Here is a 16,358-nt window from a genome sequence, read left to right as displayed (position 1 = left end):
TTTATCCAGTGGTATCGTTCTTCATTTCTATTTTCTTTTTTTCCTCTTCCAATAGTGCCCGGCGCAGAACTTTGCCTACCATGGTTTTTGGGAGCTCTTCTCTAAATTCATAAATTCTAGGAGCTTTATAGGAAGCCAATTTGGAACGGCAAAAATTGTTTAGTTCCTCTTCAGAAACGGACTGGCCCTTTTTCAATACAATAAATGCCTTCACCGTTTCTCCCCGGTAAGGATCAGGAATTCCAATCACCGTTGCTTCCTGCACAGCAGGATGTTCAAAAAGAACCTCCTCTACTTCACGCGGGTAAATATTAAATCCCCCGGCAATAATCATGTCCTTCTTCCTGTCTACAATGTAAAAATATCCATCCTTATCCATATAAGCCATATCGCCGGTCAAAAACCAACCATCCCTCATCACTGCACTGGTTTCCTCCGGCATGTTCCAATAGCCTTTCATCACCTGGGGTCCACGGATCGCTAATTCTCCAATTCCTCCAACAGGAATTTCTTCTCCATTGCCTGGATCAACGATTTTACATTCCGTATCCGGCCAAGGAAGCCCTATGCTTCCATTAACTCTTCTATCCCATATGGGGTTGGCGTGGGTAACCGGGGATGTCTCTGATAACCCGTAGCCTTCAACAAGCCTTCCTCCGGTTAGTTCTTCAAAACGTTCCTGAACCTCAATGGGTAGAGGAGCAGACCCACTTAAACAAGCCTCGATTGAAGACAGATTATATTTCTTAATATCTGGATGATTAATGATTCCAATGTACATCGTAGGGGCTCCAGGAAAGAGAGTCGGTTTTTTTGTTTCAATTATCTTCAATATTTCTCCCGCATCAAATTTAGGAACTAAGATCATGGTGCTTGCAAGATAAACAGCCAAATTCATGACGACACTCATTCCATACACATGAAAGAAAGGTAAGACTCCCAAAATCGTTTCTTTTCCATATTGGGATTTATACATCCAGGCTCTTCCCTGGACCACGTTGACCACTAAATTACGATGGGTCAGCATGACTCCCTTCGGCAATCCTGTTGTACCTCCGGTGTATTGGAGCAAAGCGAGATCATTTGAATCAACTTCAGCCTCTATCGCTTCGTTTGAAACCGATTTCATAATGGATACAAATGAATGAATCCCCTTTTGCGGCTCAAAAGAAATTTTAGGGATATTCTTCTGTATCAAAGGATATAAAATGTTTTTAGGAAAAGGCAAAAAATCCTTTATACTGGTGACAATCACGTGCTCTAAAGGTACTTTATCTCTTACCTTCTCTACTTTCGGATAGACCAAGTCTAATGAAACAATAACCTTAGCCCCAGAATCGGTCAATTGATGAAGCAGCTCTCTCTCCATATACAGAGGATTGGTTTGGACGACTACCGCTCCAAGCAGCAAGGATCCATAATAACTGATCACACCTTGAGGGCAATTTGGGAGCATAATGGCAACCCGATCTCCTTTTTGTACCCCAAGAGTTTGAAGATAACGAGCAAACCGGTAAGCGAAATTTAACAACTGCCTGTACGTGATTTCTTTCCCCATAAAGTGTATGGCTACTTGTTCTGGAAGCTTTACTGCTGCATCCTTTAAAAAATGAGTAATGGGCACCTCCGGATAGTCAATGGAAGCCGGAACTTGGGGAGGGTAAAACTTAAGCCAGGGTTTTTCGTGATACATCATCATTCCTCCTTTCATCTATTATCATGAATATCCCCGTGGAACAAAAAATGAATGAGTATTCATTCTTTAACTTGTATTATACTGAATATTTATTGTTTTTTAAATAGATTGTACAAAAAATATTGAATTAAAAAAATCCCCCTTACACATGATTATGTAAAGGAGATTGTCTCTTTTCCTATCTTCTTGTTGGATCCTCAGGAGATAACATGCTGGGTCTTGAACTTTTTGCCGGAACCGGGGCTCTTATTAAAATATCCATTAACGCTTTTCCATTAAAGGGAATCAACGGCCACAGATAGGGGGTATTTAATGATTTTGTAAAAGTAAGAAGTAAAAACCACAGTCCAGTACCAATTAGCAAACCTGGAAGTTTCCATAAGTAAACAAAAACCAGCAGGACGATTCGCACCAATCGATTGGCCAGACTTAATTCATAAGATGGGGTAGCAAAGTTTCCAATAGCAGCAACAGCCAAATAGAGAATTACTTCTTTGGTGAACAAACCCACATCCACCGCCATTTGTCCGATAACGATGGCTGCCACCAGTCCCAAAGCCGTTGCCAATGGACTGGGAGTATGGATAGCTGCCATTCTTAAAATATCTACTCCAAATTCCGCAAACAAAAACTGCCAAAATAGCGGAACATTTCCTTCTTTCTTCGGACCAATGTAGTCTAACCAATCCGGAAGGATGGAAGGATCTAATACCGCCAAAAACCAGAGGGGAAGAAGAAACACAGATATCAGCATGGCGGCAAACCGTACCCAGCGCAGATAGGCACCCACCACAGGCTTCTGCCGGTATTCCTCGGCATGCTGAACATGGTGAAACAGGGTGGTTGGGGTAATCATTACACTCGGGGACGTATCCGTATAGACAAGAACATGTCCTTCCAGGAGATGGATCGCTGCCACATCCGGCCTTTCCGTATACCGTACCATAGGATAGGGGTTCCAATGATTTTTAAAGATATATTCTTCAACGGTTTTTTCCGCCATTGGCAATCCGTCTATTTCCATGGTTATCAGTTCATCTCTGATGGAACGGACCAGATCGGGATCTGCCACATCTTCTAAATAAGCAATACAAAGATCTGTCTTTGAACGTGTTCCAACCTGGATATATTCCATTCTCAAGGAAGGGTCCCTTATCCGCCGCCGGGTAAGGGCGGTATTAAAAATCAGTGTCTCGGTAAACCCATCCCTTGCCCCTCTAACAACCCGCTCAATATCCGGCTCTTCCGGACTACGGGCAGGATATTCTCTGGCATCAATCAGAATGGCTTCCCCTTGCCCATCAATAAATAAGGCAAGGGGACCGGATAAAATAGCCGTGATTATTTTTTCAATATTATCAGTTGACTCTACTTCCAGATATCCAATATGGGTCGTAAGCAGCTTCTTCAACGAATCAGGTGCCAAATCGCCGTGATTCAATCTTCCTAAATACATCATCAGTTGATTCATGATGTAATCCTTGGCAAAACCGTCTACAAAATAAAGGGCAAATTCCTTTCCCGCGTAGTGGAGCTCTCGATAGATGACATCAAAGCTTTTTTCCACACCTAAGGCATCATTCATGTATCTGACATTATCTTTGATTTTCTTGCTAACTTTTTGTTGCAATTGATCCTTTCTTGAATCTGGATTCGCCATGAACGGTACCTCCAATAAAATGAAAATTTATAAGCCTTCATACCCATTCATTATTGACAAATCCAGGAAGAAAAAAACCAACTCAAACGAAGCTGGCGATTGATTGAAACGACAATAATTAAACACGCTCTCTTAATTGTTCTACCCCTTTTCTAGGTGAAGAATTTTGTGTAATCGCAGATATAACCGCTATCCCATCCGCCCCTGCCTGGATCACTTCTTTAGCATTGTCCGCGGTAATCCCGCCGATTCCAACGATAGGAATGTCTATTCCGTTCTCCCTTAAGAAACGAATCCCTTGAGGGCCCTGTACCTCTTTTGCATCTTCTTTTGTTTTGGTCGTGTACATAGGGCCTACTCCCAGATAGTCTGCGCCATAGCTAACGGCTTCTTTTGCCTCTTCTAAATTGTGAGCAGAGACCCCTAATATTTTGCTGCCAATCTTCATCCGAACTTTCTCTACAGACCCATCATCCTGTCCAATATGAACCCCATCCGCATCAAGTAATAAGGCCAACTCCACATCATCATTGACGATAAAAGGAATCCCTGCTTTTTTGCAGATCTGCTGCAGTCTTTTACCCAAACGATATTTTTCTATTCCTTCCAGGGCACCACTTCCCTTTTCCCTATATTGAAAAAGCGTAATCCCACCCTCAATAGCTTCCAACAGAACCTTCTCAGGAGAATTGATACAATTGACACTTCCCATCACGAGGTATACTTTTAGTAAATCTTTCATCTTTTCCATCTCCCAATGTCCATACTTTTGACGATTGATTTTAATATTCGTCTCTTTTTTTGCGGTAAGCCCAATGGTTGGTAGGTCCATGTCCTCCTCCAATGCCAAGCCCATCTTCGATTGCCGCATGGATAAATTCTTTTGCCTTTTTCACGGCATTATTTATGTTTTCTCCTTTAGCTAATTGAGCGGTAATCGCAGCAGAAAAGGTGCATCCGGTACCATGGGTATGCCTTGTATCCACTCTCTGATATTCCAGTTGTGTAAATTGGGTTCCATCATAGATCAAGTCTAGTACCTTTTCTCCTTCTTCATGGCCGCCCTTAATCACTACCGATTTAGCACCCCATAAAACAATTTTTTTTGCCACTTCTTTCCTGTCGTCCATCGTACGAATGGACATTCCCGTCAGAACTTCTGCCTCCGGAATATTTGGAGTGACGATCTTCGCCAAAGGAATCAGATCCCTTCTTAGAGCTTCTACAGCCTCTTCCTGAAGAAGGGAGGCCCCTCCCTTGGCAATCATCACTGGGTCAACCACAAGGTTTTTCCATCGGAATTTTTTTACTTGTTCGGCTACTCCCTGAATGATTTCTCTGTTAAACAGCATCCCGGTTTTTACAGCATCAGCCCCTAAATCTGATCCGACAGATTCAATTTGTTGGATAATCCCTTCAACCGGAAGGGGATATATCCCTTGCACACCCAGGGTGTTTTGGGCCGTCACTGCGGTAATCGCAGTCATTCCATATACCCCCAACTCCTGGAATGTTTTAAGATCGGCCTGGATTCCTGCTCCTCCTCCGCTATCTGACCCGGCAATCGTCAAGGCTTTATAAACCGTCGCCATTTCTTGAATCCTCCTTTCTGAACTGATTTCTTAAAAATTAAAAAACCATCCCGAAAGTGGGATGGCATATCATCTTGAATGATGATCAATAAGAGTCTTGACAATATTCATCTGCACTTCCACTTCCCTACGCTGGTGTGATCCAGATCAGGTTCCAAGGGTCGAAGCAGTCTCCTCTCAGCTCTGTCAGAGCTCCCCTAGTGGTCTGAACAAAAATATTCAGTTGAATGATGTCCGATGGCTAACCACCACTAAAACTCTTACTTCTTGAAGTGAAAAATAAGTGGCACTAAGTCTACTTTAGACTAGAGCATGAACTATCGTCAATAGAAAAACGTTCGATTTTCCAGTCCAAATTTACCGGAATTCCGGTATCTTTGATCAAATTATACAGTGGACACCTTTTTTTTACGGTTTTCTTCAGTTGTTCAAGTCGCTCCGGTGATTCAGACGTGTAAAAAACAATAGAATTATACACTTCCTTGTAGTAAGGAGATACATTTTCCACCCCATAAAGTCCGCGGCGGTCCACCCAGGCAGTGCTGGATATTTTTACATCATCAAATCGAAACCCAATCTCCTTTGCCACCATTTCAATCACGACAAAGATGCAGCCGTTAAAAGCACCCATCACATATTCCAAAGGAGTAGGCGCCTGGTTATCTCCTCCTATTTTTTCCGGCTCATCTACCAGAAAGGAAAAGTCCCTCACCTGATGTTCTGTTTGAAATTTTCCCTTCCAATCGGATTGGACCTCTATTTTTCTTAAGTCTTTATTCACTGAAGTTTGTGTCATTCTGCCCATTCCTTTCCCATAGCAAATTCTCTTATTCCATCCATAGACTGACCTGTTTCTTGAAGCAATTATCCATCAAACAATCTTAAGCCTGATGCACCGACACCCCAGCCACAACCTCTTTTTGTTTGACAAAACTGATCAGGCTGATAAAAATACCCACGACGATAAAGAAAAGAACCATACCAAGGAGACCGGAAGAATAAAGAACTTCATAAGAATTCCCCAGATAGATCCCAAGACTTCCTGAAAGAATAAGTCCAAAATACCCGGCTTTTTTAAAGGGTCCCTTCCATTGCCAGCTCGTTACTCCCGCCGTCTCTATTAACGTGACAAGGCTCAGAGTCAAAATATTGGCAATCATCCCTATCCATACCGGATGAGTGTTCAAATAGAAACTAGAAACTTCCCATCCTCCCAAGTGATACCATAATAGTCCTGCAAATGAGCCCATAAACAAGGATGCCAAAACGGCCCGTCTGGTCACGATTGGCCAAAATAATGCCGCAATCACAGGAGCAAAGGTAGCAGAATTTCTAGCAACCCATGCAAGGATATTCCACCATGCTGACTGCTCAGGCCTTAATACGGCGAAAACAATCATTAGTAAGGTAAGAAGAAGCAAGGACCATTTGGTATAACGAATCAAATCCGTTTCTGTCGCCTTAGGACGAATCGCCTTTCCCACATCCCTTCCAAGGCTGGTTGCACCAGAAAACTGGCAGGGGGCTCCCCAACTTAATGCCGCGGCCCAGAATCCAAGGAAAAACAATGCAACGAGAGGTGCAGGCAAGGTTTCCATGAGATAAAGGGGAACAGCAACAAGTCCCTTCGTTTCTCCGGGCACCACATAGGCAGCCGCTAATCCGAACAATACTGCGCCTATGATAAGGGGTACTCCAATAATCGCAGCTATGACTAGTCCTCTCTGCCCTTCTCTTTCTGTTTTGCAGGAAAGGGCCATTTGAAAAGCGGCCTGAGCCAATATTACATTTAAAATAAAGGTACCAAACCAGGCTACGATGGTTTGTATCCCCACAGTTGCAGGTTCAAAAAGCTCCGGCCTTTGCTGAAATAATTCTTTTAAACCGTTGATGCCAGGGTTGATGAAAAAGGCATATACGCCAATTGCCAGCATGATAAAAAATACGATAACATTGCTTAGCTGGGTAAAACCAATGGACCACATTCCTCCAAATTGAAGATATAGAAGGAGAAGCAATGCCGTTAAGGCCACTGACCAAACAATGGAAATCCCGGTAAATACACTTAGTGCTGAAGCAAAGGCTAGGGCTGTTGCCACAGACCACATGGGAAACGTTAAACCAGTAATAAGACCGGCTAATCCCCTGACTTTATCACCAAAGTGATCCCCAAGCAGACCGGAAATGGTGACCAATGCTCTTTTTCGAAAAGGAGCAACAAGAACCAAAGCGATAATTAAGACCTGAATTGTCTCGGCTACCCCATACCATATGGCAGAAACCCCTTTAAGATACGCCAGTTCCAGAATCGCTATATAAGAAGATCCGGAAAAAAGGCCGGTGATGCATACCGCTACAAAAAGGGTACTGAAATTTCTCCCTCCAACAAAGAAGCCATTCCCATCAACCGCTCTCGTTTTAGCAATACGACCCGCTGCAATTAACAGAACCGTATAAGCTAGTGCAATTCCAATAAACCAATAACCAACACTCGTCATCTGACTTTCACTCCTCTTCTCATCAATCTAAATGAATAATCAATTTCTCGTTATTGTCTTTAGTCTTCAGTTACGAGTAACCTAATCGAAAATTAAGATATTTTTGTTCAAAATGAAAACCCCCTTCGAGAAGGGGGTTAAGCAATCAAATAACCGACACCTCCCCTTATCTCTCAGAAATTGCATTTCTGCAGGAATTGGCACCATCTCAAACGTTGTAACGCTTGAAGGTTGCCGGGTTTCATCGGGCCAGTCCCTCCACCTCTCTGGATAAGAAGCAATAAAGATTATGAAATTGTGGTAAATTTAGATATGATTCTAATAGAGTGTACTTGTCTATGTCAATCCTTTTTTACAGTTTTGTTTTTTGCAAAATATTACATATCTGTTACAAGCAAAAACTCCCCATGCCGGGGAGTTGATCTGGACCGTGGATGAAATGGTATTATTTAAGACGAACATGGGATTTTCACCCATGTATCAGCCCATTTCTGTTTTTCCGTTCGGCAATAAATAAGGTTCTACATGAACATGGACATACTCGATATCATCAAAGCCGATTAATGCATCTTCAATATTTTCCGTCAGTTCATGACTTTCCATTACGGTTAATTCATGGTCCACTTCAATGGTTGCATCCACATACACGCTACTGCCATGATATCGTCCTTTCACATCAACCACCGTTCTGACCCCTTCAATGGATTTAATTTTGTCTTTAATTCTCTTTAATCGGGCCTCATCAAATCCATCGGTCAAGGAGAAAGATGCATGATATCCAATGCTCCAAGCGGTATGGACAATTAAAATCCCAACGATTAAAGCGGTAAGCGAATCCAACCAGAACCAACCAAAAGTTGAACTAAAAATACCAACCGCTGCACCCAAACTGACCAGGGCGTCGGAACGGTTATCATAAGCCGCAGCCATGATCGCCTGGCTTTTCACCTTACGGGCCAATTGTTTGTTATAACGGTAAACAAAATACATGACGATTGATGATGCGATGGCTACCCATCCCGCCAGGGGGTGGGGGGCGATTTTACCCTCATCCCAAAGGGAACGGAATGCTCCCCAGATCACATCTAATCCAACAAGGGCCATAATGCTTGCTGCAATGATAGCAGCCACCGTTTCTGCCTTATAATGCCCGTAACGATGATCCCGATCGGCCGGCCGGATGGCAATTCTTAAACCTACTAAAATGGCGATAGAACTGATAATGTCCGTTGTATTATTTAATCCGTCAGCTACCAATGCTTCTGACGCAGCCCAAATTCCTATGGAAACTTTAATGATCGATAAAATAATATAGGCGATTATACTAATCCATGCACCCTTTTGTCCCTGCTTTAACCTTAACCCTTGTTCCCCCATAATCTCCTCCCAAATAAATAAACTCCCCCCATATCCATGATAAGTAACAAAGTGTAAGTTAGTCCAGAGAAACGTTTTTTCATAAACGAATCAAAAATGTGATATAGAAAAAAAATTAACTTCGAGCAAAAATTATGGTACAAAATACCAATACAGGAAACGCCTTATTTTCAGATTTGTCCGTATAAATTGCACGTGTTATTTCTTCTTTCTTACCATAAACCAGAACAAACCTAGGATTGCTCCCAGTGGAAGCAGGACTAAAATAAACAAGTTTCTATAAGCTATAAAAATGGGATCATCCATGAACTTTCTCCTTCCGGTTTTTTCATTTTTTTAATTTCGAGGAGTACTAGCACCCCCGATTAATTCAGAACTTTCTCTATCATTTCTTTTAAACGTGCCTTTTCCCCATCGTCCACCACATAAAACCATAACGATAAGTTTTCGGTATATGGCATTCTCTGGCTAACTCCGCGAACGTCAGTGGTTTCAATTTTATCGGAAGAAAAGTCGGCAAATCTAGTAATTAAGGTGGAAATCTGTTTTTGTGTCAAATCCGTCCGTACATGATCCCCCATAATATCCATAATGGAAAAAACCTTGAAAAGCGAAGTAAACTGGGTCCCTTTGTCAATCATGGCTTTGATTACTTTTTGCTGTCTTTCCATCCGCTGAAAATCACTGTCATTACCTCCGATGCTGCTCAATCTGTATCTTGCATAGTCCAAGGCATTTTTTCCGTCCAAAATCTGTTCCCCCGGCTGCAAGTCGATATTGGTCCCATCGGTTGGATCTATATATTTCATCCGTTTTTCCACGTCGATTTCTATTCCTCCCAATTCATCAATGACCAGACGAAACCCCTCAAAATCTACTGTGACATAATGATCGATCTTTATATCGAGAAATTTTTCAACGGTTTGTTTTACCAGTCCCGGGCCTCCAAAAAACATTGAATGATTTAGTTTCTCATACCCGTAGCCCGGAATGTTGACATAGGTATCCCTTGGCAACGAAAAAAGAAGCACCTTCTGTTTTTCCGGATTAACCGCAGCCAGCATGATGGTGTCTGACCTAGAATTCTTCTCCCCCCTCGAATCCACCCCCATCATTAAAATCGTAAACGGTTCCATCGGTTCCCTCTCAGTGACGGGTTGAGGTTCGGATGAATGGTCGGTTCCGGTTGTCCCATGGTCTTCAACTGAAGGCGGATTTAACGGTTGATACCACCTATTGTTCAGCGTGTTATATTGATACGCCCCATAACCCACCAAAAAAAAGGAAGAAAGAATAAGAATAGTTACCATATATAAAAAAAACTTTTTCACTAGATCACCTACATACAAAAAACGAAGTATTTTTCAAATGTCAGTCTTTCTCATTATACCCTAATAAAAAAAGGGATTTCCATTCGTTTGAGGAAATTGTTATACTAAAGTGTGCACTGTGTATGGAAAGAAGGTACCTTAACATGGCAAAAATTCTAATATCCGGTTATTACGGATTTGATAATACTGGAGATGACACGGTTCTTTTTGGAATCATTTCATCCCTAAAAAAACAGCATCCTGATGCAGAAATTACCGTGCTATCAAATAAGCCTGATGAAACTGCATCTCTGTTTGGCATCAAATCCTATAACCGATGGAAAGTAAGTGAAATCATAAAACAAATAAAAGAATGCCAATTGTTAGTCATGGGGGGAGGTAGCCTCCTTCAGGATGCCACCAGTCCTCGCAGTGTCATTTATTACCTTGGAATCATTTTGCTCGCTAAACTTTTTAGAAAATCGGTTGCTTTTTATGGCCAAGGAGTGGGGCCAATTTCCCATCCCCTTAGCAAATGGTTGATCAAGCAAGTGGTCAATCGTATCGATGTCATCACCGTCAGAGATGCCCAATCCGGAGAGGATTTTCGCTCTTTTGGGGTAAATCAGGTGCCGATTTACGTTACCGCAGACCCTGCGGTAACCATTAATCCGAACGAGATAGATCTCTCCATTGGAAAATCAATATTAGAGCAGCATCAAATTGATGCAGCCGATCAAATATTAGCTATCTCAGTCCGTGATTGGAAGAACCAGCAGAAGTACAAGAAAGAAGTGGCCCGTTTCGCCGATAACATGGGCGAAAAAGGCTGGAAAATTGTGTTTATTCCCATGCAATATCCTTCCGATGTAGAGCCATCAAAAAAAATCGCCAGTTTTATGAAACATCCATCCGTAATCATTGAAGAGAAACTGAACTTCAAAGAGATTATGAGCATGATTGGAAATGTGGATATGGTTCTTGGTTTAAGATTGCATGCGGTGATCTTGTCTGCGGTCATGAATACTCCATTTATCAGCATTTCTTATGATCCGAAAATCGATCGTTTTGTCCAGCGCTTGGGATTGAAAACGGCTGGGCATATCGAATCCCTTACCTACGAGGATTTAATGAAATCAATGCACTACATACAGAAAGACGTTGCCGCTTTTAAACAATTGGTTCAGATAAAGATGAAAGGACTCGTGGAAGAGGCGGAAAAAAGTTCAGTTTTAGCATTAAGCTGTTTGCCCGATAATTAAGAACAGATGAATAAAATAAAAACAACGACCACACTACCTCCTTCAGGTCATCCTGAAAGGAGGTTTTTTGTATTCATATCATTGTGTGTTAAGTATTATTTTAATTATATGGTAAGCATCATTTTAAAAAACCACCTTTTCTTAACCCTTTTAATCATACCGTAACAATCATGTCACAAATTACGAATAAAAATATGACAATTTTTTGATTAAATATAACTATCCTAAAATAGTAATACTTCCATGGAAAATATTACTGATTACTTTGGGAGAACATAGATAAAGGAGGTCTATATATTGCGTTACTTTCTCATTCTAACCGCACTATTTCTGACAATAGCTTCATTCTCTCCCGTGTTTGCCGACGGCGGAGGTGAAGAAGCAGATATGGATGCTGTATTACTCACAAAACAGGCCATCGCCTTTTTATTAAGTGAACAATACAGTGAGACAGACAGGGCCATGTATGCCATGGAAAAGGTAAAAGATGCACTGGAAGATGATGAACAAGAGGGAGTAAATCTTGATGCCCTGAAAAAAGCTTTGACGCTACTGCAGGAGGAAAATAATGAGGAGGCAAAAAAAATTCTGTATGAGGCTCTAATAAATCCTTCTGACAGAAATTCCTTTGTTGAACCCGTTGAAAAAAAGTTTAAGGGAACATCTCAGGAATACAGTTTTCTTGCTGCTGCCGGAATTAGTATTTTACTTGGCGGATTCATCTTAAGGCGTAAAAATGAGTAAATGATGTTTTTCTATACGAAGTCATTAAAGAGAGGTGTAAATATGGCACAACCATTCACCCAACGCAACTGGGTTATCAAATTAAATGAACGTCTCCGTTTTCTGGACATGAATTATGAGGTTCCCTCCCATGCCAATACCATCTGGTATTCATTGGGCGGCATTACCTTAATCGGAATTGTTTATCTTTTTATCAGCGGGGTGTGGATGACCCAATTTTATGCACCCCTGCCTGATCAGGCTACAGCAAGTGTAAACCAGATGATTAATCAATCTTCATTTAATAATCTGATAAGAAGTATCCACTATTGGGCGGCACAGTTTGTGATCTTATCCATGGCTCTGCATCTTCTCAGGGTATTTATCTCTGGTTCCTTTAAAAAACCTAGGGAAGGCAACTGGTACATCGGAGTGATACTGTTTGGAATCATGTTTGGGTTGTATTTCTCCGGAACCATCATTAAATGGGACCAGGAAGCTTATGAAGCATTGCTTCATGCAGCTGCTTTAAAAGATTTCATCGGGGTTCTTGCCCTTTGGTTTACTGATGAATTTGCTCCAGGAATCCCAGTGCTCCTGAGAATTTATGGGCTTCATGTAGCCATTTTACCTGCCCTCTTATTGGTATTTATTGGAGGACATCTCTACTTGATCAATAAATTAAAGATATCCCCCCTTCCAAAGGAACACGAAAGACTGGCTTCCAACAAAAAACAAACTTTTGGTGGACATGCCAAAAAGCTAACGGGGTATGCCTTTGTGATTCTGGGTTTATTAATCGCCGTTTCTGTCCTCCTTCCCCCAGGTTTAGGTTTTTCACCGGTTGAGGGATTGGAAGTCACCAAACCGCCAGGTTGGTTCCTATGGATTTACACGGTAGAAAATTTCTTCGGTTTACCTGGACTTGTTTGGTCTTCAGTCATTATCGGGGTTTCCCTGCTTTTGGTCCCGTTCATTGACAGAAAAATTTCCCCTCATTTGAGCGAAAGAAAATTGGTGTTATCCATAGGGATGATTTTAACTTCTGTTCTGGTCGTTGCCATTATTGCTGGATATTTCTCAGCTCCGGTACCCCATATAGGGATGTGATTTGAGATGAAAAAGAAAGGAAAGGGTTTATTCATTTTCTATACCCTCCTCTTGTTTGCCACTTTTATGTTGGGAAAAATCTCAGCGATATTAAAAACCCATCCATTCCTAAAGTATGGTTGGCACGACATCTTATTCTTCGTTCTATTTGTGATTTCTGGTTTACTTTTAGTCCGGATTATTTATCAGGTGGAAAAGAGAAAATATGAAATGAAAAAGCAGCAGGTGATCACTGGCTAGTTAAAAACGGAACACAGCCCTCAAACTAACTCCATCCTTTGATATACTCAGATGTTTTTGAGGGCTCCGTTCTTTAGACTTGAAGCGGACCTGAATTACATCCTTGACGAACTCGACTAGCGGACGAATAAATCTTTAATCCATCTATATAGAATTGGAGGCTTCTTTATTTTTATCTTGTGAGTTGAATTAGACCTGTTTTCTTATTTTCTCCTGAAAATCCTCCCAAGCATTTCGAATAACATGGGTTCTTTAAGGATCCAAAGAAATAACACATACAATACGGCTCCAATGACAATATAACTGGGAACAAGAATAAGAACCGATGGATACCAAATAGATTTCAAATAAACTAAAACTCCTCCCATTCCAGCTGCAGCCACGCCCCCCCGGATAAAAAGGAAGCCTAGGGATTTGTGAATTTTCCATTTCTGCCTTTTTATCAGTATCACCCATAAAAAAATCATGCTGAAGATGGCCGCAAGGGAAGCTCCCAGGGCAATGCCCCCATGCTCAAAATAGGGGATGAAGAGTAGGCTGCCCCCAATATATAAAAATATATTGATTATCCCGATCATCACAGGAGTTTTGGTATCCTCCAGGGCATAATAAACTCGGGTCAGCAGATCCCTTCCAGCCAGGCCAAACATCCCGATACTGTAAAAAAGAAGAGCTCCATTCGTAAGGACGGTATCCTCAGCAGAAAATTCCCCCCGTTGAAAAAGAAGCTGAATCAGTTCATTCCCCAGAACCAACAAACCACCCGTGGTTGGAATCAACACCAGCCATAACAAACCGATTCCTTTTTCCACAGTGGTTTGCAGTCTCCTCCACTCCCCCTGTTTTACATATTCAGAAAGAAGGGGAAACAGGGGAACAGTAAAAGCCCCCACAAAAACAGCCATTGGAAGCTGCATCACCGTAAACCCATAATTTAGGGCAGATATCCTTCCGGCTTCCATTTGGGAAGCAAGAAACCGATCAATAAAAACGGTAAGCTGAGTAATTCCCGCACCGATTAGAATCGGGACAAACCGTTCTCCCATTCCCTTTATTTCCGGGTGTCGATAAAAATGGGGATCTACAGAAAGAGAATAGGATCGTTTCAAAACAGGCGCAACCAAAAGCAATGCATACCCGGCAAACCCCAACATTGTTCCCAGGGCAAGACCCTCTATTCCTAAATACGGAGTCAACCAGATAATTGAGGCAATGACGATCAGACTGTTAACCACTGTCCCAAAGGTGGGTATAAAAAAATGATGGTGGGCATTCAATACGCTGGAAAACAAACCAATAATACCGATAAACCAAAGGGAAGGCACCATCCAATTAAATAACTGAATCGCAAGTTCCAATGCCTGGTCAGAAAAACCAGGAGCCAACAGAGAAATCACCCGCTCCCCCTGCCAATAAAAAAGAAGCGCGATCAATAAAAATATGACAAATACCATGGTCCACATCGCCCGAAACAGTGATTGTTGTTCAGAGCGTTGCCCCTTACCCATGAACCCCTTCATTCTGGGGATGAACACCGCACTAATGGCTCCGGGAACCACAAGAAAAAAAGTCATCGGAATGGCCAACGCGATAAAATAGGCGTCCGTTTCTACGGAAGCCCCAAATTCCTTTGTTATAAAAATGTTTCTGACAAAGCCAAGTAGCCGACCAATCATGGTAACAGCTACAATCATCATTGCCGATTTTAACAGCGTGTGTGCCATGCTTACTTCTCCTTTTGCCCTGCCAACTGAACGTACAGCTGGTAGGTCTGTTCAACCATACCCTCAACGGAGAATCTCTTTTCTACTTCCTGTTTTGCCTTGATGCTTAATTGAAAGTAGATTTTGGGATGAATAAATAAACCCTCTAGGGCCCGAAATAGCGCTACCTCATCATCAACCGGGATGAGAACTCCATTTTCTTTGTCTCTGATTAATTCCTTTACTCCTCCAACACCAGTCGCCACTACGGGTTTACCTGCAGCCATGGCTTCCAAAACGGCCAAACCAAGCCCTTCTGTTCTGGAAGGACTTACAAATATATCAATCCCAGCCAAGACCGATGGAATATCTTGTTGAAATCCTAAAAAACGAACCCTATCGGTAATCTCTAATTCACTGGCTAACTTCCTTAAATTTTTTTCTTCAGGACCTGACCCCACCAGTACAAACATATGAGGGAATCCTTCTTTTTTTAATAAAGAAGCCGCTTTAAGAAGGACATCAAAGCCTTTGATTGGAACCAGTCTTCCCACAGCCCCCACGACCGTAGCATCGGAGGGGAGATCAGCCAATCTTCTAATCAATTGGGGATCTTTCACATGAGAAAAATAGGAAATATCAATCCCGTGATAGATGACTGAAATTTTATCGGATGATACCCCCGTTTCGTACAAATCCTCTTCGATGGCCTTCGATATCGCAATGAAATGGGTGGTCCACTTCCTCGTCCACAGTTCCATCTTAGAAGCAAAAAAACGAGCCAATGGATGGGCATAATCATATTTCAGCAAACTATGTATGGTGGTTACCACCGGGGAAATGTTAAGGCGGCGGCAAGCCAACCTTCCAAAAAAATTAGCCTTAACCCCGTGGGTATGTACGATATCCGGTTTTTCGTGATCCAGAAATTGAGTAATCCCCTTTAACAGCCGAAAATCAAAACGGCCATATTGATCCATGACATGGACCTTTATCCCGTTTCGGCGCAACTTTTCAGCGAAAGTAGAGTCATAAAAACAGAGAACTTCCACCTGAACCTTTTGAGGATTGAAGCGAGACAACAGATGGATGATGTGCTGTTCAGCTCCTCCAAATTCCCCTCCGCCGATGATATGGATGACTTTAAGTGGTGTTAACATATTCTTCACATCCATTTTCTACTCCGC

The 16,358-nt window shown here is 42.0% G+C and carries 14 protein-coding genes and 2 riboswitches; of the genes, 4 read left to right on the top strand and 10 right to left on the bottom strand.

Annotated features, from left to right (window positions below; translation table 11 throughout):
• Position 1: 1 nt before the first annotated feature.
• The 8 genes from L1765_RS01140 to L1765_RS01105 form a co-directional block, all read right to left on the bottom strand.
• Positions 2 to 1,693, bottom strand: a complete 1,692-nt coding sequence (locus L1765_RS01140) for a long-chain-fatty-acid--CoA ligase (protein WP_236403501.1) — start codon at positions 1,691 to 1,693, stop codon at positions 2 to 4.
• 181 nt (positions 1,694 to 1,874) lie between these two features.
• The gene (locus L1765_RS01135; RefSeq protein ID WP_236403495.1) at positions 1,875 to 3,356 is read right to left on the bottom strand and encodes a spore germination protein; all 1,482 of its coding nucleotides are present in this window, start codon (positions 3,354 to 3,356) and stop codon (positions 1,875 to 1,877) included.
• Positions 3,357 to 3,474: 118 nt separating this feature from the next.
• Complete coding sequence (gene thiE, locus L1765_RS01130) at positions 3,475 to 4,107, bottom strand: thiamine phosphate synthase (protein ID WP_236403997.1); 633 nt, start codon at positions 4,105 to 4,107, stop codon at positions 3,475 to 3,477.
• Positions 4,108 to 4,138: 31 nt separating this feature from the next.
• Entirely contained in the window at positions 4,139 to 4,948 is an 810-nt protein-coding gene (gene thiD / locus L1765_RS01125; protein ID WP_236403494.1) for a bifunctional hydroxymethylpyrimidine kinase/phosphomethylpyrimidine kinase, read from the bottom strand.
• Between the two features lie 107 nt (positions 4,949 to 5,055).
• A riboswitch (TPP riboswitch) is annotated at positions 5,056 to 5,157 on the bottom strand.
• Positions 5,158 to 5,243: 86 nt separating this feature from the next.
• A complete protein-coding gene (locus L1765_RS01120; RefSeq protein ID WP_236403491.1) occupies positions 5,244 to 5,744 on the bottom strand; it encodes an OsmC family protein in 501 nt (166 codons plus the stop codon).
• 85 nt (positions 5,745 to 5,829) lie between these two features.
• Positions 5,830 to 7,446 carry a sodium:solute symporter family protein gene (locus L1765_RS01115; RefSeq protein WP_236403488.1) on the bottom strand — a complete coding sequence of 539 codons (1,617 nt, stop codon included), beginning with the start codon at positions 7,444 to 7,446 and terminating at the stop codon, positions 5,830 to 5,832.
• 163 nt (positions 7,447 to 7,609) lie between these two features.
• A riboswitch (SAM riboswitch) is annotated at positions 7,610 to 7,723 on the bottom strand.
• Positions 7,724 to 7,926: 203 nt separating this feature from the next.
• Positions 7,927 to 8,823 carry a cation diffusion facilitator family transporter gene (locus tag L1765_RS01110; RefSeq protein ID WP_236403486.1) on the bottom strand — a complete coding sequence of 299 codons (897 nt, stop codon included), beginning with the start codon at positions 8,821 to 8,823 and terminating at the stop codon, positions 7,927 to 7,929.
• 365 nt (positions 8,824 to 9,188) lie between these two features.
• A complete protein-coding gene (locus L1765_RS01105; RefSeq protein ID WP_236403484.1) occupies positions 9,189 to 10,154 on the bottom strand; it encodes an LCP family protein in 966 nt (321 codons plus the stop codon).
• 143 nt (positions 10,155 to 10,297) lie between these two features.
• Between L1765_RS01105 and csaB the strand changes: the two genes are divergently transcribed.
• The 4 genes from csaB (at position 10,298) to L1765_RS01085 (ending at position 13,468) form a co-directional block, all read left to right on the top strand.
• Positions 10,298 to 11,395, top strand: coding sequence for a polysaccharide pyruvyl transferase CsaB (gene csaB / locus L1765_RS01100; RefSeq protein ID WP_236403482.1), 1,098 nt, complete (start codon positions 10,298 to 10,300; stop codon positions 11,393 to 11,395).
• Positions 11,396 to 11,692: 297 nt separating this feature from the next.
• Positions 11,693 to 12,139, top strand: coding sequence for a hypothetical protein (locus tag L1765_RS01095; protein WP_236403478.1), 447 nt, complete (start codon positions 11,693 to 11,695; stop codon positions 12,137 to 12,139).
• 42 nt (positions 12,140 to 12,181) lie between these two features.
• Positions 12,182 to 13,228 (top strand): cytochrome b N-terminal domain-containing protein, encoded by a 1,047-nt coding sequence (locus L1765_RS01090; RefSeq protein WP_236403475.1) that lies wholly within the window; start codon positions 12,182 to 12,184, stop codon positions 13,226 to 13,228.
• Between the two features lie 6 nt (positions 13,229 to 13,234).
• Positions 13,235 to 13,468, top strand: a complete 234-nt coding sequence (locus tag L1765_RS01085; protein WP_236403472.1) for a hypothetical protein — start codon at positions 13,235 to 13,237, stop codon at positions 13,466 to 13,468.
• A 203-nt stretch (positions 13,469 to 13,671) separates the two neighbouring features.
• On the opposite strand, the gene murJ is transcribed toward L1765_RS01085, so the two are convergent.
• Both murJ and L1765_RS01075 read right to left on the bottom strand, forming a co-directional pair.
• On the bottom strand, positions 13,672 to 15,192 hold the full coding sequence (murJ, locus tag L1765_RS01080; protein ID WP_236403468.1) for a murein biosynthesis integral membrane protein MurJ: 1,521 nt from the start codon (positions 15,190 to 15,192) through the stop codon (positions 13,672 to 13,674).
• 2 nt (positions 15,193 to 15,194) lie between these two features.
• Positions 15,195 to 16,331, bottom strand: a complete 1,137-nt coding sequence (locus L1765_RS01075; protein WP_236403994.1) for a glycosyltransferase — start codon at positions 16,329 to 16,331, stop codon at positions 15,195 to 15,197.
• Between the last annotated feature and the right edge of the window lie 27 nt (positions 16,332 to 16,358).

Source organism: Microaerobacter geothermalis (assembly GCF_021608135.1).
Classification (GTDB): domain Bacteria; phylum Bacillota; class Bacilli; order DSM-22679; family DSM-22679; genus Microaerobacter; species Microaerobacter geothermalis.
Note: the sequence above shows the minus strand (reverse complement) of the source record. Positions and strands in the feature narration are given on the sequence as shown.